Annotated in this window: 16 protein-coding genes; 10 read left to right on the top strand and 6 right to left on the bottom strand. The window is 41.8% G+C overall.

Annotated features, from left to right (window positions below):
* Positions 1 to 6 precede the first annotated feature (6 nt).
* The 4 genes from HUW48_RS23065 to HUW48_RS23050 all read left to right on the top strand — a co-directional run bounded on the left by HUW48_RS23065 (position 7) and on the right by HUW48_RS23050 (position 6,411).
* Positions 7 to 1,557 carry a RagB/SusD family nutrient uptake outer membrane protein gene (locus HUW48_RS23065; protein ID WP_182413172.1) on the top strand — a complete coding sequence of 517 codons (1,551 nt, stop codon included), beginning with the start codon at positions 7 to 9 and terminating at the stop codon, positions 1,555 to 1,557.
* Between the two features lie 393 nt (positions 1,558 to 1,950).
* A complete protein-coding gene (locus HUW48_RS23060) occupies positions 1,951 to 3,426 on the top strand; it encodes a 3-keto-disaccharide hydrolase (protein WP_394368429.1) in 1,476 nt (491 codons plus the stop codon).
* Positions 3,427 to 3,445: 19 nt separating this feature from the next.
* Positions 3,446 to 5,575, top strand: coding sequence for a c-type cytochrome (locus tag HUW48_RS23055; protein WP_182413171.1), 2,130 nt, complete (start codon positions 3,446 to 3,448; stop codon positions 5,573 to 5,575).
* A gap of 152 nt (positions 5,576 to 5,727) precedes the next feature.
* A complete protein-coding gene (locus HUW48_RS23050) occupies positions 5,728 to 6,411 on the top strand; it encodes a 3-keto-disaccharide hydrolase (protein ID WP_182413170.1) in 684 nt (227 codons plus the stop codon).
* A 251-nt stretch (positions 6,412 to 6,662) separates the two neighbouring features.
* Here the strand turns inward: HUW48_RS23050 and HUW48_RS23045 are convergent, their stop codons facing one another.
* The 5 genes from HUW48_RS23045 to HUW48_RS23025 form a co-directional block, all read right to left on the bottom strand.
* Positions 6,663 to 7,865 (bottom strand): NADH-quinone oxidoreductase subunit D, encoded by a 1,203-nt coding sequence (locus HUW48_RS23045; RefSeq protein ID WP_182413169.1) that lies wholly within the window; start codon positions 7,863 to 7,865, stop codon positions 6,663 to 6,665.
* Positions 7,866 to 7,952: 87 nt separating this feature from the next.
* Positions 7,953 to 8,867, bottom strand: a complete 915-nt coding sequence (locus HUW48_RS23040; protein ID WP_182413168.1) for a DUF5655 domain-containing protein — start codon at positions 8,865 to 8,867, stop codon at positions 7,953 to 7,955.
* A 32-nt stretch (positions 8,868 to 8,899) separates the two neighbouring features.
* On the bottom strand, positions 8,900 to 9,451 hold the full coding sequence (locus tag HUW48_RS23035; RefSeq protein WP_182413167.1) for an NADH-quinone oxidoreductase subunit C: 552 nt from the start codon (positions 9,449 to 9,451) through the stop codon (positions 8,900 to 8,902).
* A 98-nt stretch (positions 9,452 to 9,549) separates the two neighbouring features.
* On the bottom strand, positions 9,550 to 10,104 hold the full coding sequence (locus HUW48_RS23030; protein WP_182413166.1) for an NADH-quinone oxidoreductase subunit B: 555 nt from the start codon (positions 10,102 to 10,104) through the stop codon (positions 9,550 to 9,552).
* 52 nt (positions 10,105 to 10,156) lie between these two features.
* Positions 10,157 to 10,663, bottom strand: a complete 507-nt coding sequence (locus HUW48_RS23025; protein ID WP_182413165.1) for an NADH-quinone oxidoreductase subunit A — start codon at positions 10,661 to 10,663, stop codon at positions 10,157 to 10,159.
* Between the two features lie 423 nt (positions 10,664 to 11,086).
* Between HUW48_RS23025 and HUW48_RS23020 the strand changes: the two genes are divergently transcribed.
* The 3 genes from HUW48_RS23020 to HUW48_RS23010 all read left to right on the top strand — a co-directional run bounded on the left by HUW48_RS23020 (position 11,087) and on the right by HUW48_RS23010 (position 15,058).
* A complete protein-coding gene (locus HUW48_RS23020) occupies positions 11,087 to 12,520 on the top strand; it encodes a thioredoxin-like domain-containing protein (protein ID WP_182413164.1) in 1,434 nt (477 codons plus the stop codon).
* 242 nt (positions 12,521 to 12,762) lie between these two features.
* Positions 12,763 to 13,674, top strand: coding sequence for an L-serine ammonia-lyase, iron-sulfur-dependent, subunit alpha (sdaAA, locus tag HUW48_RS23015; protein ID WP_182413163.1), 912 nt, complete (start codon positions 12,763 to 12,765; stop codon positions 13,672 to 13,674).
* A 331-nt stretch (positions 13,675 to 14,005) separates the two neighbouring features.
* Positions 14,006 to 15,058 (top strand): phosphotriesterase family protein, encoded by a 1,053-nt coding sequence (locus tag HUW48_RS23010; RefSeq protein ID WP_182413162.1) that lies wholly within the window; start codon positions 14,006 to 14,008, stop codon positions 15,056 to 15,058.
* 95 nt (positions 15,059 to 15,153) lie between these two features.
* Here HUW48_RS23010 and HUW48_RS23005 read toward each other — a convergent pair whose 3' ends face one another.
* Positions 15,154 to 15,774, bottom strand: a complete 621-nt coding sequence (locus HUW48_RS23005; RefSeq protein ID WP_182413161.1) for an RNA polymerase sigma factor — start codon at positions 15,772 to 15,774, stop codon at positions 15,154 to 15,156.
* Positions 15,775 to 16,368: 594 nt separating this feature from the next.
* On the opposite strand from HUW48_RS23005, the gene HUW48_RS23000 reads away from it, so the two are divergent.
* From HUW48_RS23000 to HUW48_RS22990, 3 genes are all read left to right on the top strand, one after another.
* A complete protein-coding gene (locus HUW48_RS23000) occupies positions 16,369 to 17,397 on the top strand; it encodes a FecR family protein (RefSeq protein ID WP_182413160.1) in 1,029 nt (342 codons plus the stop codon).
* Between the two features lie 61 nt (positions 17,398 to 17,458).
* Positions 17,459 to 21,139 (top strand): SusC/RagA family TonB-linked outer membrane protein, encoded by a 3,681-nt coding sequence (locus HUW48_RS22995; protein ID WP_182413159.1) that lies wholly within the window; start codon positions 17,459 to 17,461, stop codon positions 21,137 to 21,139.
* Positions 21,140 to 21,183: 44 nt separating this feature from the next.
* Positions 21,184 to 22,944 (top strand): RagB/SusD family nutrient uptake outer membrane protein, encoded by a 1,761-nt coding sequence (locus HUW48_RS22990; RefSeq protein ID WP_182413158.1) that lies wholly within the window; start codon positions 21,184 to 21,186, stop codon positions 22,942 to 22,944.
* Positions 22,945 to 23,045 lie beyond the last annotated feature (101 nt).

The raw sequence follows: 23,045 nt of genomic DNA, 5'->3' as shown, positions 1-23,045 counted from the left end.
TTCACTATGAAGTTGAAAATATTTAAAAAAGTAAGCACGGCTTTCTTACTGGGTGCTATTTTGCTTGGACCTACTTCTTGTAAAGATTTCCTGGAAGAAGAACCACCTTCCAACTTAACTCCCAATAACTTTTATACCATTCCGGATCACGCCGAAGCCGCTTTAGTTGCTGTTTATGCCGATTTACGGTTAGGTTACGATGGAGCTGGTATCTTTTCGTCGTCGTGGCAATTATTAGAAGCTCCTACGGGCACTTCTACCACTGAAACTGCCCAGAACTCCGATTTAAACAACTTGTACTCGTTAGTTTATGATGGCAATACCCAGCACATCATTAACTGGTGGAACGGCATGTACCGGATCATTGCCAACGCTAATTTGTTGCTGGCCAAAGTTCCGAGTATCACCCCTATGGACGAAGGTCAAAAAAGCAGAGTACTGGGGCAAGCCCGCTTTTTGCGAGCTTGGGCGTATTTTAATGCGGTACGGTTGTGGGGCGATGTACCTTTAATTACGGAACCACAAACTATAGAGTCAGAAGACTTCTTCCCGACCCGGGCTCCCCAGGAACAGGTTTATAACTTAATTATTGAGGATTTAAAAGCAGCCGAAGCAGCAGGCCTACCTTGGATGGACGCGAGTGGTAAGGCTTCTACGGCTGCGGTAAAATCAGAATTAGCCCGGGTTTACTTAACTATGGCAGGTTATCCTTTAAACAAAGGTGCTGAGTACTATAAGTTAGCGGCCGACAAAGCTTTTGAGGTAATTACTTATGCTAATGCTAATCCCGGAGAGATTAACCTCTTTCCAACTTACATGGATGTGCATAAAGAAAGTACTGAAAACAAATTGGAGCATATCTTCATGATTCAGTACAATACGCTGGTAGCTGGTAACCCAATGGAAAACATGTTCCCGAACTTTAAACCGGTTACCTACGCTGGTCCGGGTGGTACGGGTAGCACTATTCCTACCCGCGAATTCTATAACTCTTATGAACCAGGCGACCTGCGGGCTAAGAACCAGGAAGGCTATTTTTACACCAGTTATTACACCAATGGAAACGGTGATCCATTTGAGTTAGGCGCACCTTACATCTTTAAACATTTTAATACTACTTCCAGTGGTTTTAATGGTGTAGCTGGTTCCCGTAACAATAACCTGAACGTACCACTTATTCGTTACGCCGAAGTGCTTTTAATGTACGCCGAAGCGCAGAATGAATTAGGTGGTCCTACTCCGGAAGCCTACGCTGCTTTTAAAAGAATCCGGGACCGGGCGCAATTAACTACGCCCGACATAGGCACCTATACTCAAGCTAGTTTCCGGGAAGCAGTTTGGCGGGAACGCTGGCACGAATTGGCCTACGAACAAATTACCTGGTTTGATATGGTCCGGTTGCGTAAGGTGTACAACGAAACCACCAATCAATTTGATGAATTTGTAGGCCACCAGAATCAAGGACGTTTCCCATTACAGGAAAGACATCTTTTGTTCCCGATTCCAATACCTGAAATTCAGAACAGCCCGAACCTGGTTCAGAACACTGGTTATTAATTTTTCGGCTTTAACTAATAGTAAAATGTAAACCAGTAAACAAAGAAGATGGCCTCTTTACTAAAATAAAAGGCATATCTTCTTTGTTTATTTTATATGTCTATTGCAATTTCATCAAAGAAAAAGAGTTTAATTATTAAGGTTGTATTTTTCTATATTCACTATTGCTACTACCAGATTTCAGATGAATTATAACTTAATCTGACTGGTAAATAAAAATTCTTGATTAAGAATTTTTATTTAGCCTCTACTGCCAAAGTGCTTTTAAAACTTGCATCAATTATCTACTACCCTCAACTAAAAAACTTTTCATACAGGTTGTTTCACGATAAAAGCCTAATTTCAGGGCTCAAAGTCTTTTAAGTATATATTCAAATTAATCCTTTCTTTATTATGACAATGAACATTTCAGTGAAGAGTATGCGGCAAATGGCAGCACTTCTGTGCGCCGGTTTTCTGGCTCCTCTTTACCTGCAGGCGCAAACGGCTGCTAACAGTCAGTCGGGTACCATGCCTCTTACCGATCTTTCGGCTTTTAAAAGTCCCTCTAAAAACTGGCAGATTGTAGGAGATGTATCAGCCAATTTGGGCAAAGACAATACGCTCTCTACTTCTAAAGGAACGGGAGTTTTAGTAAATGTATTAGACAAAAAAAATCACGGCGCGGATCTGTACACGAATGCCGAACACGGCGATGCCGAACTGGAATTAGATTACATGATGGCCAAAGGTTCTAATTCGGGTATTTACCTGCAAGGCCGTTACGAGTTACAATTACTGGATAGCTGGGGCGTAAAAACTCCTAAAGCCAGCGATAACGGCGGTATTTATGAACGCTGGAACGAAAGCAAGCCCGATGGCCAGAAAGGTTATGAAGGATATGCCCCGCGTCAGAATGCCAGCCGGGCGCCTGGTTTATGGCAACATTTAAAAGTAACTTTTCAGGCTCCTAAATTCGATGGCAGCGGTAAGAAAACCGAAAATGCCCGCATGTTACGCGTAGAATTAAACGGTGTATTAATTCACGAAAACTTAGAGCTGTTAGGACCAACCCGCGGTGCTATGGGTAACGACGAAAAAGCTACTGGCCCTTTGCGCTTCCAGGGCGATCACGGTGCTATCGCATTCCGGAATATCACTATCTCTAACTTGCCTGCTGCCCCGCAAGAACAAGCTAATTCCCGGAGAAACAACCCCGTTGATCCTATTCTGGTAGAGGCTCCTACCAATACCATTTTGCGCAGCTTCATGGATATACCGGGCCAGCCACGTACCCGGGTGGTACACGCCGTGTCGGTAGGTAGTCCGCAAAAAGTTCATTACACTTATGATATGGATAAAGGAGCCGTTATACAAGTGTGGCGCGGCAACTTCTTGGATGCAACCCCCATGTGGCACGATCGCGGCGATGGATCTTCTCGCCCCACAGGAATGGTGCAGCGTTTTGGTATGCCCAAATTTACCTTGGCTAAATTAGGCTCCGCGCAAGCTGCCTGGATTGCCGATAGTGCCGGCACCAGCTTCCGCCCGAAAGGCTATACCCTCGACGAAAATGACCAGCCTACTTTTACTTACCGCATCTACGGTGCTACTGTATTAGATGCCATCCGGGTGCTGGATAATGGCCAGGGCATTCACCGGGAAATTACTGTACAAAACCCAGCAGGTGGCGACTTATACGCCCGCTTAACCGAAGGTTCTACTATTGAAGAAGACAAATCCAACGGGGCCTACGTGGTAGATGGTAAAGCTTATTACCTGCGTTTAGATGATGCAAAAGGTACGAAACCAGTAGTACGCGATGCCGATGGCCGCAAAGAATTAGTGGTGCCGGTAAAAGGGAAAGTTGGCTATTCTATCCTGTTCTAGTTTTTAAAATTTTGTACTTATGAAGTATTCTAATAAATATATCCGAAACAAATTTTTGCGCCGCACGGCTCTGCCGCTATTGCTGGGTGCTTTTTCTTTAGCCAATGTTTCTTCGGCTCAGGCCCAGAACGCCCCCAAAGAAGAAGATTTTTATAAAATAATGAAGGTGAGTGCCCCTGAAGGTACTATCCTGGAGGTAGGTGGTTTAACCATGTTACCAAACGGAGATTTAGGTATTTCTACCCGCCGCGGTGATATTTTTATCGTGGAAAACCCCACCAGTGCCCGGCCATATTTCCGGAAGTTTGCTTCTGGTTTACACGAGGTATTAGGTTTAGCTTATAAAGACGGAGCGCTATATTGCGCGCAACGCGGCGAGCTTACCAAACTGGTAGATACTAACAAAGACGGCAAAGCTGATGTATTTGAAACCGTTTACGCCTGGCCTTTATCTGGTCACTACCACGAGTATTCCTTCGGGCCGAAAATTGCACCGGATGGCTCTTTCTTCGTGACTGGTAACGTAGCCTTCGGGGATGAGCAATGGTGGCGCGGTGAAAGCCGGGTGCCGTGGCGCGGCTGGACCTTAAAGATAAGCCCGGAAGGTAAAGTAGAGCCTTGGGCTACCGGTATGCGTTCGCCGGCTGGTTTAGGCATGATCGACGGGGAGTTGTTTTACTCCGATAATCAAGGCGAATACGTTGGTTCGGGTGGTATCTGGCACGTGAAGAAAGGAATTTTCGCGGGTCACCCGGCTGGTTTAAAATGGACTGGCTTACCAGGTTCGCCGGTGAAATACACTACCGAGCAGTTTAATGCCAAGTTAGACCCACGCGATAAGCGTGATGCCAACAACCGGGCTATTAAACCAGAAAACGTAGTAGACGAAAAGTTTGTAACCAAAGCGGAATTAAAAAAGGACTTCCCGGAGCTGCAATTACAATCAGTAATATTGCCGCACACCATTTTAGGTATTTCTAACTCCGAAATGGTGAAAATTCCGGAAGGTGCTTTTGGTCCGTTTGCGGGTCAGATCTTAATCGGCGACCAGGGACAAAGCAAAATTTCGCGGGTAATGATGGAGAAAGTAAAAGGCGAATTCCAAGGCGCGGCTATCGAGTTCCGGAATGATTTCCAATCAGGCGTAATGCGTTTAGCTTGGGGACCAGATAATTCCTTGTTCGTAGGGGAAACCAACCGTGGTTGGGGTTCTGCGGGCGAAGAAAATCAAGGTTTGCAGCGGTTAGTATGGAATAATCAAATGCCTTTCGAAATGCTGAATGTACGCGCCATGCCCGATGGTTTTGAAATTGAATTTACCAAACCCGTTGACCGTAGCTCAGCCGAAGATGTAGCTTCTTACGCCGTAGAAAGCTTTACCTATAAATACCACCCGGTTTATGGTAGCCCACCGGTTAACATCGAGAACCCAAAAGTAAAAGGTGTTAAAGTATCCGAAGATGGGTTAAAAGCCCGCATTATTGTGGATGGTTTACGCGAAGCCTACGTGCATAACATTTCCTTAGAAGGTGTACGGGATAAAGAAAAATCTTCGCCGCTGTTGCACACCAATGCGTTTTATACGCTGAACAACATTCCGGATGGCGCTAAATTACCTTTAGCGCAAGCCAGCACTAAAAACTCCGGTAAATCGGTAGCCATGAAAACGGTTCCTACCGAGATTATGGAAGACCGGTTTAATTTCAAATTACAATCTGCGGTAGTAGAAAGCGGTTTAAAAAACAACAATAAGACGGCAGCTAAAGGTGGCGTAAAAGGTAGTGCCAAAGGTACTGGTATTGTGGCCAAAGGCAGCGTGCCGGGGTCGCAACAAGTACTTACTTACGATCAGATTAAGCCTATTTTACAGAAAAACAACTGTTTGGCTTGCCACAATCCGGATAAACGACAGGTAGGTCCGGCTTACAAAGACGTAGCTAAGCGCAAATACACCAATGAGCGCATTGTGAAGTTAATTCACAACCCAGAGCCACAAAACTGGCCGGAATACGCCACCGAAATGCCGCCCATGCCGCAAGTATCGCGGGGTGATGCATTGAAAATTGCTGCCTGGATTAATTCTTTAGACGGTAGTAACAACGATTCAGCTTCTAAAGCCGCTAAAAACCCCGATGATCCAAATAATTAATTCTATTTTGTATTAAATTGATTAGCAGAAAGCATGAAAGAAAGTAATATTCTTTCATGCTTTCTTTTTATAACACTTTATTAAAACTCAGCTGCATCGCTTTTAGTGTTAGATTAATGAATACCCCCTTATATTTTAAAGATTACCGCATAATGAAAAAGCTATTTTCTGCTCTCTTTTTTTTAAACATTTTCTTTTTTGCGCAAGCACAGGAAGGCACTAAAACCCACCCCAACACTAAAAAAGCTGGTTGGCGTGATTTGTTTCAACCGGATTTAACCAATGCCATTAAGCCCGATAACGTTTGGTCATTTGAAAACGGTGTTTTAACCGCCACCGAAGACAATAGCATCTGGTCGAATAAAGAGTACAACGACTTTATTCTGGACCTGGAATTTAAAACCGCCAATGGCACCAACAGCGGCGTAGTAGTACATGCCACCGATCTTGAAAACTGGATTCCGAACAGTGTAGAAATTCAGATTGCCGATGATTACAGCGAAGAATGGTCGAAAGCCCCTAAAACCTGGCAGTGCGGCGCCATTTTCGGCCGTCTGGCTCCTAAAAAAAGTAATGTAAAAAAAACAGGAGAGTGGAACCACTACACCGTTACCTGCAAAGGCAAAAAAATATGGGTAATATTAAACGGCGAATTGGTAAACGAAATTGATATGAACCAATGGACTGACCCTAAAAAAAATCCGGATGGCTCCGAAATACCTTCGTGGTTAAACAAGCCATTAGCTACTTTGCCGTTGAAAGGGTACGTAGGTTTACAAGGCAAGCACGCTGGTGCTCCTATTTATTTCCGGAATGTAAAAATTAAAGAACTTTAAGTTGTATCTACTTTTTTGTAAAAAAATACCCGGGCCACTGCACTGCCCGGGTATTTTTTTTTTATACACATTGGAATAAGGCAGATCTACCAACAAGTATTTGACCGAGTCAAGTAGCTAAGGACAAACTACAGCCGTTTGGTTATGGAACACCTGTTTGGCGTTTGGTATTTAGCCGTATTTCACAAATTATCTCCCTTCAAAGCAGGACATTTTGATACTTTCGCGAAAATCTTGTAAAAGACAATTGGTTACCGGTCAAGCTCACCCAATACAATATCAATCGAACCCACAATGGCAATTAAATCGGCTACCATACAGCCTTTGGCAATTTCGGGTAAAACCGACAAGTTAGAAAAACAAGGTGAACGGCCTTTGCACCGGAAAGGAATGTCCGATTTACCGGTAGTCCGAAAATAGTAACCTAACTCACCGCGTGGGGTCTCCGCCCGGAAATAGAATTCCTGTTCTTTCGGCCGGATTTTTTTAGGGCACATGGCCTGTGGATCAAAATCCGGAGTACGTTTATAATCAGTAGTCAGGCGTTTCAGACACTGACGAATAATTTTGAGCGATTCGCGCATTTCCTGGGCCCGCACGTAATTCCTATCCCAGCAATCGCCAGTAGTTCCTACTAAACCTTGTCCTATCGGAATATCAAATTCCAGTTCCGGATAAACCGAATACCCATCTACACGCCGCAAATCGAACTTTAAACCCGAAGAGCGCAGCATTGGCCCGGAACAGCTGTAATTAATAGCTACATCCAATGGTAAAACCCCAACATTTGCCGTACGATCAATAAAAATTTTATTATTAATTAAAATCTGATCTAATTCTTCGAGCTTGGGTAAAAAATACTCTACAAATTCCAGACAGCGTTCTTCAAAACCAATAGGTAAATCGTAGTACAAACCGCCAATCCAGATATAATTGTACAGCATGCGCGAGCCGGAAGTCCATTCGAGCAGACGCTGGATGTGTTCCCGGTCGCGGAGTAACCATAGAAAAGGGGTAAAGGCACCAATATCAATGGCGTAAGTACCAATAGCTACTAAATGCGAGGCAATGCGGTTTAACTCCGCTACCAGCACCCTGATATATTCTACCCGCTTCGGTAACTGACTGGTTATACCTAACATTTTCTCCACGCCCATGCACCAAACATGTTCCGAGTTCATAGCGGCCAAATAATCCATACGGTCTACATAGGGTAGCGTCTGGTTATAAGCCAGCGATTCAGCGTGTTTTTCGAAGCAACGGTGTAAATACCCGATATGCGGTACTACATCCACTACTATTTCGCCATCGGTAATAAGTTCAAGCCGCAAAACGCCGTGGGTAGCAGGGTGCTGTGGCCCCATATTCAGGAGCATTTCGCCGGCTTTTAAATCAGCAACGTCAAATTTATTTGGCTCGGCTTGCAGTAAATATTCGGTATAACGGGTAGTCATTTTTTAGTCTAAAATTCATGGATGATAGTCCACGGATTTTTATTATTGTATGGTTGAATTGCTGGATGGTATTTTTTAAAATGTGATTTACAGTACATCCTTATAAGATTGCTCAATTAGCTTCATTACATAATCAATATCATCTGTATTCCTAACATAAACTCGGCGATCCATCGTATATTGATAACTTTCTGGTATTTTCTCTATTTTATTTAATGGGTCATCATAATTAACAGAACGTAGAAATAATTTTATTTGCTGTTTACCTAAGTGTACTTCAGTAAAGTTTTTTGAAACCCTGTAAGCAGTGTATATTGAGGTTTTCTTTTCTATTATATTCTCATCTATTTGCAAAATCCTGCTACGCAGTTCTTCGAAAAGGTTTTGGATAGAAGATGGAGCTTTTATAAGACCATTATTGATACTATTCGTATCCTCGGTAATGAGGCTTATTCTTTCCGAAACATTATTTACTTTGATATTTTCTGACTTTTCACTATTGGATGTATTTGTATTTAACGATTCTAAACTAAAAATACCATTTTCATAATAACGGTATTTAAAAAGTTCTAAACGCATTGGAATTACTTCCACGGTATCAATATCAAACTTGCTGTAATTTTCGGCAATGCAAATTACTCGTGGGTTATGCCAATCTATTTTTAGGTTATCTGCCAGTTCTTTACCTAATTTTCTTATTACCAGCATTTCAAAGAATTCAACTTTTTGGGCTTTGAGCCAACGCAAATAAGATAATGCCTGATTAATAACATTGTCATTTCTGTTTAACTTATACTCTATAATTACGGGAGCTCCATTCATATCAACAGCAAGGGTATCAATCCGGCCGCCAAAAGTGGTAGAGTACTCGCTAGCTAATAGATGCATATCTAAAACTTCTAATAGATTTTGTTCTATTAACAATTGCAGGCTTTTCTCTTTGGTCAGAGAATTAATCTTGAGCTTCTTTAATTGTCCGTTGTCTTCTTTAAATATGGGCATAGAGATGTGTTCAATCAGTCATACAAAATTTACTAATTCTCTCGCCAGTTTTCGCCTTTAAAACCGTTATTACGGTTATGCTCGTCGAAGGCTACCCGGATGCCGTGGTAGTATTCCTGGGCTTCATAGTCTTTGCGGAGCGGGTGTCCTTCCCAGTCGGCAGCGCATAAAATTCGGCGCATATCCGGGTGGCCCGAAAACTGAATTCCTACTAAGTCAAAGATTTCGCGCTCGTGCCAATCGGCGGTGCGCCAGATGTGGCTTACCGTTTGAACTGTGGGTAAAAGCTCACCTCCAGCATTGCGCGGCACCATTACCTTTAGGCAAATATGATGGTTGTAAGGAATGGAGTACAAATTATAAGCTACTTCCATAGTACCCGCATCCGGACCGTTATCAATGCCTGTTTGACAAGCTAGTACGTCGAAGTACAGTTGTTCATTTGCGTGTAATTCGGCACAAACATCGGCTATCTGGTCTGTTTGAATAACCAAATAAGGCATTAGTTCCTGGCGGTTCTCTCGTACAATTACATCATCGCCAAAAATGCCAGTAATAATATTTTTAATTTCGTCGAAAGACATACTAGTTCTATTTAGTAAAAGGCTTAGGATGTTAGTGTCAAGAACTTAAGGGGTAGTGCGTTTAAGTCTAAGAGATTGAATCTTTGATGATTTGATGGTTACACTTCTGCGGGCTGCTGATTATCAATAATAGCTGGATTCATTAACCTTTGCACCGCTTTAGGTGGGGTGAGCAAGCTTTCCTTCCGGATTTTTTCCTGCAATTGTAAAAAGCCGCCAATTAAAGCTTCAGGGCGGGGCGGACAACCAGGTACATAAACATCTACCGGAATAATGCGGTCTACGCCTTTTACCACGTGGTAACCGTGTTCCCAATAAGGGCCACCGCAATTAGAGCACGACCCCATTGAAATAACATAACGCGGCTCGGGCATTTGTTCGTACAAACGCCTAATGCGGTCGGCCATTTTAAAAGTAACGGTACCAGCAATAATAATCACATCTGACTGGCGTGGTGAGGCGCGCGGAATAACACCCATGCGGTCAATATCATACGCCGACGACCAGGCTCCCATCATCTCAATGGCGCAGCATGCCAGCCCAAATTGCATAGGCCATAAAGCCGACAAGCGCGCATAATTTAAAAAATCATCTAACTTACCTATAATAATACTGCCTTCCCCGGTTTTCTCTCTGCTAAGTATATTTGTCATTTTTATTTTTTATTAAATGCATTTAGCTATCTTAAACTAGCGGTAGCTTAAATTATTTTGCTTCAACTACTTGTTTCTTCACCTCGTACTGTTGGGCGTTTATTTTGGCGTAAACCGAAACGGGTACTTTGGAAATACTCTGCGGAATAACGGGTTTTTGTTTTACCCAGTCTAAGTGGCCTTTAGCCCAGGCGTAAGCCAAACCTAAAGCCAGAATGCCTAAGAAAATAAACATTTCGGTAAGAGCAAACCATCCCCACAAGCCATTAGTTTCTTCTATTAACGAGCGCTGCCCAAATACCACTGCCCACGGAAATAAGAAAGCCAGTTCTACATCGAAAATGATAAAAATAAGCGCAATTACGTAGAAACGCGGATTAAATTGCACCCACGAACTACCCATGGCTTCTTCGCCGCACTCGTAAGAAGATAGCTTTTCGGGATTAGGTTTGGATGGCCGGAGGAAACGGGCCGTAAGCAGGCCAATCATAATAAAAATTCCGCCACCAATTAGAAAAAGCAGAATTGTACCGAAGTCAGATAAATATAGTTGATTCATGAGTAGTTGTTCGTTGTAAGTTATGCGTTGTTCAATAACAAAAAACTAATCAGCATTAGATTTTAATAATCATACCCTAAATTAAATCTCATCGTGAAACTTACATTCTAGAGTTTACGCTAAACGGGCTTTATCAGCTATTTTCTCCATTTGTTCGCATCTTAACTGCCAGGTTTAACTAATTAAAAACTTAAAGTTACACCTAAAGATTGGTTATTACTAAAACAAAAATCCGATGCTAGAGTTGTAACTTTTACAACGAAAGTGCGGTTCAACTAGCAATTTGCTTTAGTTCTACTAACCTGGATATTATGCCATATTACATGGTAAGTTATTCGATAGAAGTGGTTTAGCGTATAATTTATAATATTTAGTAAATTTTTTTATTCGAACAACGAACAACTACTAACTAACAATAATTGAATGATTACTGGTCGTGTAAATGCTCCTGAAATAAATACCAAGTATGGTTGGCTCAACACCAACGGTAAATCTTACTCTATTAACGATTTTAGAGGTAAAATTCTATTGCTCGACTTCTGGACGTTAGGTTGTATTAATTGCCAACATATTATCCCCGATTTACATCGCCTGGAATATGAATATCCCGAAGAATTAGTAATAATTGGGGTGCATTCGGCCAAGTTCGATAACGAAAAAATACATAATACTATCCGCAAGGCAATTCTTAAATTCGGGATTAAGCACCCGGTAGTAAACGATGCGGGTTTCGACGTCTGGAAACATTATGCGGTAAATGCCTGGCCAACCGTAGTTTTAATTGACCCGGCCGGTAAAGTAATTGGACAGCGGGCAGGCGAAGGTATTTATGATATAGTAAAACCCAACATCGACCTTTTAATTCAGAATTTTGGAGATAAAATTAACCGAACCCTTCTACCTTTTCAGCCAGAAGAGCAAGCTTCGGGCATACTACAATTTCCTTCTAAGTTAATTACCGATTCAGATGGTACTATTTATCTCTCGGATAGCGGCAATCATCGGATTTTAAAAATAAACCAGGACGGTAAGATTCTGCAGGTAATTGGCAAAGGAGAACGAGGCTTTACTAATGGTAATTTTACCCAGGCAACTTTTAACGAACCACATGGTCTTGCTTTGCAGGGCGAGCACTTGTACGTAGCAGATGCCAAAAATAACGCAATCCGAAAAGTAAATCTAAGTACCAGCGAGGTAACTACGGTGGCCGGAAACGGAGAACTAGATTATTATTTCTTTGAAGAACGCTTGGATGTACCGGTAAACCCAAATAGCCCTTGGGATTTAGTTCTGGAGGGTAATATACTATACATTGCCAGTGCCGGTAATCACCAGATTTTAAAAATGAACCTGGAAACGGAAACAGTGCAGCGGTTTGCCGGTACAGGCCGCGAAGCTTTGGCGGATGGCACTCTTTTGGAAGCCGCTTTTAATCAACCTAGTGGCTTTGCTTTGCAAGCAGGTATATTGTACGTAGCCGATGCCGAAGCTAGCGCTATTCGGGCAATAGATTTAAATAAAGGAACGGTACAAACTTTAATTGGTACCGGATTATTTGATTTCGGGGATGTAGATGGCGATGCCGATACCACTTTACTACAGCATGCCATGGGGCTTACCATTGACCAGAACCAGTTATACATTGCCGATACCTATAACGGTAAAATAAAAGTATTAAACCTGGAAAGTAAGCGTGTACAAACTGTAATAGCCGGCTTAGACGAACCAAACGATGTAAAATTAATAAATAATAAAATGTGGGTTACAGATACCAACCACCATCAACTGTTAAAAGTAAACCTTACCACCGGTGAAAAATTTCTAGTGCCTGTAACAATGGCGGAGCAGGCAGAATAGATAGGTTATCTTTTGTAAATCCTTATAAATAGCAAGAGAAGAATAGCAGAATGCTGCTCCAGATTTACTATATTTAAGGAGAGTAATGCTTTTCACGCAAGTTACCGGAACTTTAATTTCCATTGTTCTTCTTAATTTTCATAGCTTGTTAAGCACCAATAGAGTTACAGTAGCAGTAATTTTTAAAGGTATTTTTAAGAAAAAACGTATAACCTATCACGTAAAACGTAATACTTTAAATAATGGCTTTGCTTTTTAAAGATTTTGAGAGCTGGGAAAAGCACTGCACCGCTACGGGCGAAGCCTTGTACGAACCGGTATTGGCTTACGAAATTGAATTGAAAGGCCGCACCGAAGAATTTATCTGGCAAAACATTGCCCGTGCGTATCAGGTAATGCAGGAAGCAGTAAAAACTGGCCTTTCCGCCGATATGGTTTCCCGGTCGGGAATGGTAAACAACGGGGCAAAAAAAGTAGCAGCCTCACCGGTAACTACCTTATCCGAAGAGTTTAAAACTTTAATTTCCCGAACCTTGGGCGCTAAAGAAGTAAATTCCTGCATGGGCCGGATAGTAGCAGCTCCTACTGCCGGAGCTTCGGGCATTTTACCCGGTGTATTAACTACCCTTCAGGATTTACATCACTTACCCGACCGTAAAATTCACGAAGGTTTACTGGTAGCAGCCGGTATAGCCTTAATTATAGAACAAAACGCTTCGCTGGCCGGGGCAGTGGGTGGTTGTCAAGCCGAAACGGGCAGTGCAGCAGCCATGGGAGCGGGAGCTGTTGTTTATTGCTTGGGCGGGACCGTGCCTCAAGTTTTTGCCGCTGTAGCTATTACGATACAATGCATGTTGGGTTTAATCTGCGATCCGGTGGCTGGTTTAGTAGAAGTACCTTGTATTGTTCGCAACGCCAGTGCAGCTGCCATTGCTTTTTCGTCGGCGCAAATTGCTATTGCTGGCGTAAACCCAGTAATTCCCGTAGACCAATGTGTGCTGGCATTAGGCGAAGTGGGGCAGAGCATAGAAACCCGCTACAAAGAAACCGCATTAGGTGGTTTAGCCAACACCCCGACTGGCCGGGCTATCGAAAAACAAGTGCTGATTCAGGATATAGAAATATTATTGGATGAAGAAGCAATTGAGGATTAGAAATTAGTCTAACTGGGAGCTTTCAACTTTTACTAATTTACTTTTTCCTCAACGAATTAATTAATACAGCTTATATAAGTAAAGAGACACAAGTATCAAGATATTAGATATTAGAATTTTGTGGGTATAAGTAACAGAATATTAATCTTATAATTTGTTAATCTCGACATCCAGTATATTAAACTAATTTTGTTCAGTTGCTTAACTTAAAATTAGTGCTTTAATTAAAGTAGTTTAGGACGTAGTTTGTTATAAAATATCAATTTTCAGGAAAGTTAAATTCTAATAACGAACAACTAATTACAAGTAACTATTTATACTTACTATTTACATGTTGCTAAAGCCTAATTACTTTTTTTTGATTCTATTGCTGCTAGCCGGAGGAATAACCGGCTGGATAGTTAAGGAAAAAAGTGTTGTAGTTCCTTCGTCAGCCATTATGTCGGTAACCGGACCGGTGTCGGGTAAATTAGGCGTTACTTTGCCCCATGAACACGTGCTCGTTGATTTTATTGGCGCCGACCAGGTAAATCCTAACCGGTATAACCCCGACGAAGTTTTTGTAAAAGTAATGCCCTACCTCCAGAAACTACGCCAGCAAGGCTGTGAAACATTAATTGAGTGCACACCCGCTTACCTGGGGCGCGATGCTCTTTTGTTGCAACGGTTAAGTAGAGCCAGCGGACTTACTATTCTTACTAACACCGGTTATTATGGTGCCGGACAAGGTAAATATTTGCCAAAACATGCTTTTACCGAAACTGCGGAACAACTTTCTGGCCGGTGGGTAAAGGAAGCGGAGCAGGGTATTGATAGTACCGATATCCGCCCGGGATTTATGAAAATAAGCGTAGATGCCGGACCACTCACCACAGTAAACGAAAAATTAGTAAAAGCAGCCGCTCTTACGCATGTAAAAACCGGTTTAACTATTGCCTCCCACACTGGCAACGGGGAAGCAGCCTTAGCTCAACTTAAGATTTTGCAGGAAAACGGAGTAGCCGGAAAAGCCTTTATCTGGGTACATGCCCAAAATGAGCAAAATTCGCAGATTCACCAACAAGCAGCGCAAGCTGGAGCCTGGATAGAGTTTGATGGTATTAACTCTAACAACATTCCGGAATATGTACAGTTTCTCCGGAATATGAAAACGGCCGGTTTATTAAAGCGGGTTCTTATTTCGCAAGATGCAGGCTGGTACCACGTGGGTGAACCAAAAGGTGGTGAATTCCGCAACTACGAAACACTTTTTACTGCTTTTCTGCCCGCTTTAAAAGTAGCAGGATTTTCTCAGGCCGAAATAAAGCAACTTCTCGAAACCAATCCGAAGCAAGCTTTTACGCCAGGTTTAAAATCATTAGCAAAAAATAAGCAAAAGGAATAAATTGGAATTAAGGTAATCAATCAGAGAAAGTCTGGTGTCTCCTATCTTGATACTTGTGTCTCAGTATTTAATAACCAAAACGTTCAGCTTCCAACTTATTTACCGGCCAAATATAAGCGGGTAAATTCCTGATCTTTGCGCAGTTTCTTAAAAGCTTTATGAACGTGGTTGATTACGGATTGATAGTTCAAAGACATTAACTCTGCAATTTCCTCAAACTCTAGATTTTCGTAGTACTTAAGGTAAATAACCTCTTTTTGACGTTTCGATAAAGTATTAAGCAAATTAGAGATGTGCTGTTTTTTTTCAGAGCTTGCTTCTTCCAGTATCGTAATTTCCTCTTCCGAAAACTCGATATTCGGTTGCTTATTACCAAAAATGCTCAGGCGCAGGTACTGTTTTTTATCCCGCTCCAGGTGCCGGATAATACCGCGCCGCAACGATTTTAATAAATAAAATTTGATAGCGTGTACATGACCTAATTGCCCTTTGTTTTTCCAGATGGAAGCAAATAACTCTTGAATAGCATCTTGTACTATCTCCTCAGAATTAGTAATTTTTATACCATAATAATACAAATCGTTATAAAATTTGTAATAAATATACGAAAATGCTAATTCTTCGCCTTTCTTGAAATCATTCCAAATTTCGGAATCAGGTTGGCTGGAATAATCTATAATATAATTTTCTCTTGGCTGGTTAACTACCAAATGCATACAAAAGGCCTCAGATTGTAATTGTTTTGAATAGGCTAGGGGCAATAGTATAAATTCTAATTTAAAAAATACTAATACGATATTACAGAATGCTGACAAAATAATCAAATTTACTAATATACTTTTTAGAAGATTTTTAATAATGTTAGCAACTAGTATTATTATGTTATAAATGTGTAATGTAATTAAAGTTTAATTGCTAAATATTTAATATATATCTGACTTGTTATAAAGCTTTTTGACCTCTCTTTTATTAACTATTCAAGCTAAATTTCAAATTCAATTTTTATAAAAAAATTAAGGTTCATGAATTTTTGTTCTTGCGTTAAACTCTGTATATTCAAATGAACTTGTTGTGCCTTGCTGTTTCTGTTTAGAGATATAAAATCTATTTTTTTTAGAAAAATAAAAAAAAGTTATAAAAAGAGAGTATCCCGTTTAGTTAGCAGGCTCTGGATTATAAGCGCTTGGTGTAAATTTGATCACTGTCTGCTTTATAGTAAAAAGAGTCGAAAATTGATGATACGGTGAGTAGACACAAAAGCTAAGTGGTTAGAAAAGGAAAGCGCTTTACTTTAAAGGGATTGACTAGACATGAAATTTTCTGATTACGAACTGAAAGATTTTATACAGGATGAGTCCTTCCAGAATTGGGTAAATAAAACAGTTCCGGATGATGTAATACAATGGGAACAATGGCTAGAAAATAACATGGATAAACTCCCATTGGCTAATGAAGCAGCAACTATAATCCGGGGAATAAATTTTAACCGGCAGCAAGTTCCGCGGCATAAGATAGACGCAAGCTGGCAAAAATTAACCCGGCATATTGCTCAAACAGAGAGTACTCCTTTGGGTGCAACCCGAGTAAAATGGCATCAGCGTCGGGAAGTGTGGCAGTTTGCGGCGGTTTGGTTGGGGTTTTTGGTGGTAACAGCAGTAGGATTCTACTTTCATCAGCAGACTAAAGAACTCCGGTATCAAACGGGTTTTGGCGAAACTACTACTATTATATTACCAGATAAATCTACAGTAGTATTAAATAGTAACTCTAAGTTGGTTTTAAGGGGTAAATGGAGCTCCCAAAAAGACCGGGAAGTTTGGTTAGACGGTGAAGCTTTCTTTAGTGTAGTAAAAAAAACAGGTAGAGGCGATGCCCGCTTTTTAGTGCATACGGGCAATATGGATGTAAAAGTGCTTGGCACCAAGTTTAATGTTAACAGCCGCAAGTCCCGTACCCGTGTGGTGCTAAACTCCGGTAAAGTCCAGTTAAAGGCAGGTAAATTAGCTCCGGGAAAAACAACCATTATGCACCCTGGCGAACTGGTAGAGTTAACGTCGGATAAAAAAGAGTTTGTAAAAAAGAAAGTTAATCCTTTGGTGTACTCTTCCTGGATCCACAAGAAATTATTGTTTGATGATACTTCTATTCAGGATATTGCCGGCTTGCTACAAGATAATTATGGCTTTCAGGTAAAAATCGCCGATTCAACCCTGATAGACCGGAAGTTAACCGGAGAAGTTTACGTGGAAGATGTAGAAACCTTGTTAACGGCTTTGTCCAAATCCTTTCAGTTAGAGATGATTCAAAAAGGCAATACCCTGATTATAAAAGGTAAATAAGCTTTAAACACCCATTACCCATAAATTAAATAAAACCATTAACCAAAGTTTGCTATCGAAAATGACTACAAAAAGAACAAAGTTGATTTTCCGGAGCGTTTGTTGTGCAGTCGCACTGGCCTTTGTGCAGGAGCAATCCCAGGCACAAACCATTGTGCTGGCCAATAACCAACCTTCCGGGCAGCAACTTAGCCGGGCTGAGCTGAAAAAGACAGTCGCGCTAACCGAAGTGCTGCAAGATTTACAAGCCGAGTACAATGTTTCTTTTTTATACGAGAAAAAGAATCTGGAAGGAAAGTACATCCAAACTTCTCAGATAGCTTACTCAGATAAAATTGAAAAAGCATTAAGTAAATTATTACCCGCTGCAGAATTAACTTACGAAAAAATCAATAACAAAACGTACGCTATTGTAAGCAGCGAAGCTAGCACCGAATCATCTAATGCCGATAATCTGGCTGGAAAAAGCGAGGCTGAAAAGCTGAATTACTTTAATATCTTGTTCGTCGACTTTAATAAAAACAAACGACCTGATGAAATTACCTACCGGGCTAAAACAGCTCCTGTTTGGCAAATTTCAGGTAAAGTTGTTTCTAATACCGGAGAAGGCATGCCAGGCGTAACCGTTTTACTAAAAGGAACGTCAACCGGTGCTACTACTACTCCGGATGGTACTTATTCTTTATCTGTACCAGAAGCCCCCGGTACCCTGGTTTTCTCTTTCATTGGATATTCTACTCAGGAAAAAGCCTTTACCGGCCCGGGAACGGTTAATATAACCTTAGCCGAAGATGCCCGCGCTCTGGAAGAAGTAGTAGTAACAGGTTATACTACCGAGAAGAAACGGGATATTATTGGTTCCGTATCCGTAGTGAAGCCTACCGAATTATTGCAAACACCAGCGGCTAACTTACAGTCGCAGTTACAAGGCCGTGCTTCTGGGGTAACCGTAAGCGGTAGCGGTCAGCCAGGTGCCGGTGCTAAAGTACGTATCCGGGGTTTTGCCTCTTTCGGTAACAACGACCCATTGTACGTAATTGACGGGGTACCAACTGAAAGCCCAGCCTCTTTAAACCCGCAAGATATTGAGTCGTTGCAGGTACTGAAAGATGCTACTTCGGCATCCATCTATGGTTCGCGCGCTGCTAACGGGGTAATTATTGTTACTACTAAGCGGGGTAAAGCCGGTACTTCCAGTATTTCAGTAGATTCTTATGCGGGTGTGCAGGTAATACCAGAAAGCACGATGCCTAAAATGCTGAATACCCAGCAGTATGGTGAGTACTTGTTTACGGCTGCTAAAAATGGAGGTACCCCTTATGGTGTTCCGAATGAAAAAGGCGATATCAGAGGTTCTGTTGTATATGGCAATGGCGTTAATCCGGTTAACCCTGATTACCTGATAATAAAAGATAAGGTAAGTGATGCCGATCCTGCTTTTTCTGGGGGTGTTTTGGCAAACAATCCATTAGTTAACCCGGATCGTTATAATATAACTCCTGGAAGCCCTTTTTATCAAATTATTAAAACGAGCCCTGGTACCAACTGGTTTAAAGAAATTACCCGTCCAGCTCTTATTCAAAGTCACCAGATATCTGCTACAGGTGGTACCGAGAAAGGAACTTACTCTTTAGGGGTAAATTATTTCAACCAAAAAGGAACCATTGTTCATACTGGTTATAACCGTGCTACCGTGCGGGCCAATACTACCTTTAATCCGGTAAAAAGAATTCGCGTGGGTGAAAACATGCAGTTAACTTACGAAACCAGACAAGGTGGTGGTGAAGCCGGTGAAGGTGGAGCTTGGGCGCAAGCTTACCGCATGGTGCCTTACCTGCCGGTTTATGATATTAAAGGTGGTTTTGCCGGTAACCGGGTAGGAGAATCAGGTAATGGTAGTAGCCCTATTGCTAACCTGACTCGCGGTATGGATAACCAGAGAAATGGTTATAAAATATTCGGTAACGTATTCGCCGAAGTGGATATTATGAAAGGCTTAATTGCCCGGACCTCTTTTGGTACAGATTATAGTAACGAATATAGTAATGGATTTACTTCTACTACATACGAACGTTCCGAAAACCAAACACAAAATTCATTTTCGGAAAGCTATGGTTTCTTTAATACCTGGACCTGGACAAATACTTTAAATTATAACCAAACGTTTGCTGAAAACCATAGCGTGAAGTTATTAGCTGGTACGGAAGCTGTTAAAGGAGCAGGTCGGGGAATTAATGGTTCTAACCAAAATTATGATTTAACCAGCGTAGATTTTCGTACTTTACAAGCCGGAACAGGTGTACGAAATACTTCTACTTTTAACACCGGCCGGTCTTCTCTTTATTCCTTGTTTGGTCGGGTAGATTACGGTTTCCGCGATAAGTATTTATTAAATGCTACCGTACGGCGCGATGCTTCTTCTAAATTTGGTTCTGCGTCCAGAGTAGGGGTGTTCCCTGCCGTTGGTGCTGCCTGGCGGATATCGGACGAAGCCTTTATGCAAGGAGTTCGGTTCCTGTCTGAGTTAAAGTTGCGCGGGGGTTGGGGCCAAATGGGTAGCCAACGTAACGTAGATGCCAGCAACCAGTTTACCACTTTTGCCTCTGGCCCGAGAGAGTCCTGGTATCCTATCAATGGTCAGAATACTTCGGCTACTGTAGGTTATCGTCAGTCACGTCAGGGTAATGAAACCACTAAATGGGAAACTACTCAAACTACCAACATCGGTCTCGATGCAACTTTCCTGGACGGTCGCTTTACTGTTACTGTTGAAGGATATAATATTGAAACCAAAGACCTCTTAATTGAGCAACCTCGTAACGGCTTAATGGCCGAGATTACCCAACCAAGAATTAACATTGGTAGCATGCGTAACCGCGGTTTTGATATTAACTTAGGAACTACTGGTAGTTTTGCTGGTGATTTTAGATACGATGCCAGCTTAAACTTTACTCATTACACCAATGAACTGACAAAAATGGCGGAAGAAGGACAGATTATTTACAGGGGTGCAAGCCGTTTAGGTAACGTAATTGTGGTTGAGAAAGGCTATCCAATTTCTTCTTTCTTTGGTTACCAGGTAGATGGTATCTTCCAAAACCAAGGAGAAGTAGATGCCGGACCTGCTATGCCGTATAAAACAATAGGTTCCTGGAGAATTAAAGACCAGAATGGAGACAATAAAATCGATGACCAAGACCGGACAATTATTGGTAATCCTATTCCAAAATTCCAATTAGGAACCAACTTGTCTTTGGCTTACAAGAATTTTGATATCTCTACGTTTATTTTCTGGAACTACGGTAACGACCTGTATAACTTTACCAGATGGTTTACTGATATGAGAGGTTTTGTGGGCGGGGTAAGTACCCGGGTATTAGAAAATTCCTGGTCACCTACCAATACTGGCGGTAATTTGCCAATTATTAGTTCTGCTGATACTTATTCTTCTAGTATTTCTACAGATTACTTTGTTGAGAAAGGCTCTTACTTAAGAATGAGAACATTACAACTAGGTTATAAGTTACCAGCTGCTGCTGCAAGCAAGCTCCGCCTGAATAACCTTCGTGTTTATGTGCAAGGTCAAAACTTGTTTACTATTACTAAATACACTGGAGCTGACCCTGATATTAGTTTAATCAGCGATAACACGGCTAACAACGACGACCAGTTTATGGGTATAGACCAGGCTAACTATCCTAACTCCAGACAATTTATCCTTGGTGTAAACATAGGGTTTTAGTAAGCTAAGCAATTGAAATCAAAATCATTAAATGTTATTATAACATGAAGAATAAAATATTTTTAAGATTATCACTTAGTTCTTTACTGCTGGCCGGTATGCTGGGAGCTTGTAAAGATGAGTTTTTGGAGATAGACCCGGCAGGGGTTTATACTCTTGAATCCCTGACGAATAAAAAAGGCGTTGAAGGTATGCTAATTGCGGCTTATGCTGCCCTCGATGGACGTCCGGAGACTCAAACTACTGGTTCTACCAACTGGGTTTGGGGAAGCGTTGCCGCCGACGATGCCAATAAAGGTACCGAACCATCCGACTTTAACTCTATTAACCCTATTGAGCTTTATCAGCAAACTGCTGGCGGCGAAGTTGGCAGTAAGTGGAGAGGAGTGGTAGATGGTATTGGGATGACCAACCAGGTACTCAGAAGTTTGAAAGAAGCCACTGATATTTCGGCGGCTGATGCGGCCCGGATTGAGGGAGAAGCGCGTTTTCTGCGGGCATTTTTCCACATGGAAGGCCGGAAAGTTTTCGGTTTAGGTTTCCCCTGGATTCCGGAAACAGCTATTACTACCGAAGATTACAGAGCTATTACCAACCAAGCAGAAATTTGGCCTCAGATAGAAGCTGACTTTAAGTTTGCCCAGGATAATTTACCTGGCGTACAACCCGAAGTTGGTAGAGCCAATAAATGGGCAGCAGAGGCGTTTCTGGCTAAAGCTCAAATCTTCCAGAATAAGTATAGCGAAGCCTTACCTTTACTAAACGAGGTAATGATCAGTGGTACCACTGCAAAAGGGGTTAAATACGCCTTAAACGCAAACTTTGGGGATAACTTCCGCATTGCTACTAAAAATAGTGCGGAAACCGTATTTGCTATACAGTATGCCATTAACACGGGAGCTGGTAATAACTCCCTGGCTAACTACGAGAACAACCTGAACTTTCCGCATGGTTCCGGCGACAAGCCCGGTGGATGCTGCGGATTCTTTCAGCCTTCTCAGACTTTGGTAAACTCTTATATGACAGATGCTACCACTGGTTTACCAACCTTCAATCCTTACACTCAAACCGGGGTTACCAGTGATTATCAGCTTACTTCTGATCAGCCATTTACTCCTTACAACGGCAGTTTAGATCCTCGGTTAGATCATACAGTGGGTCGCCGGGGTATTCAGTACCTCGATTGGGGTCCGCATCCTGGCCGGAGCTGGATCAGACAAGTAACAAATGGTGGACCATATAGCCCTAAGAAAAACGTGCATACCCGCGCTGAATTATCCGGTGGTACTGCCGGTACCGGCGACTGGGGTCAGCCTGCTAATGCTTTGAGCTTCCCGGTAATGCGTTACTCCGATGTTATATTAATGGCAGCAGAAGCAGAAGCCCAAGCAGGTAGTTTAGAAAACGCCTTAACTCATGTAAATACCATACGCACCCGGGCGGGTAGCCAAGCTACTATTGATGGCCTTAATAAAGTAGGTACCAGCACTTCCGGGCCACTTGGGAACTACAAAGTAGGGTTGTATTCGGCGTTTGCAGGTAAAGAAGATGCTATGAAAGCTATTATGGAAGAACGCAAACTCGAATTAGCAATGGAAGGTCACCGTAAGTTTGACTTAGTACGTTGGGGAATAGCAGCCGAAACCCTTAATGCTTATGTTACTTTCGAGAAGACCTATATTCCTAAATTTGTAAATGCTAAATATACCGCTGAGGATGATTACATGCCGGTTCCGGAAGGTGTTATTTCTACCAGCCGCCTTCCTAACGGTACTTTTAACATTAAACAAAATACTGGTTACTAATAGTAATTGTTAAGTAATTTTTATAAAGGCAAGATTCTTTAATCTTGCCTTTATTTTTGTATATTAGGCAGCTTATATAAACAGGAATAAGAGTTTGTTAG

It is taken from the genome of Adhaeribacter radiodurans (assembly GCF_014075995.1).
GTDB classification, from domain to species: domain Bacteria; phylum Bacteroidota; class Bacteroidia; order Cytophagales; family Hymenobacteraceae; genus Adhaeribacter; species Adhaeribacter radiodurans.
Note: the sequence above shows the minus strand (reverse complement) of the source record. Positions and strands in the feature narration are given on the sequence as shown.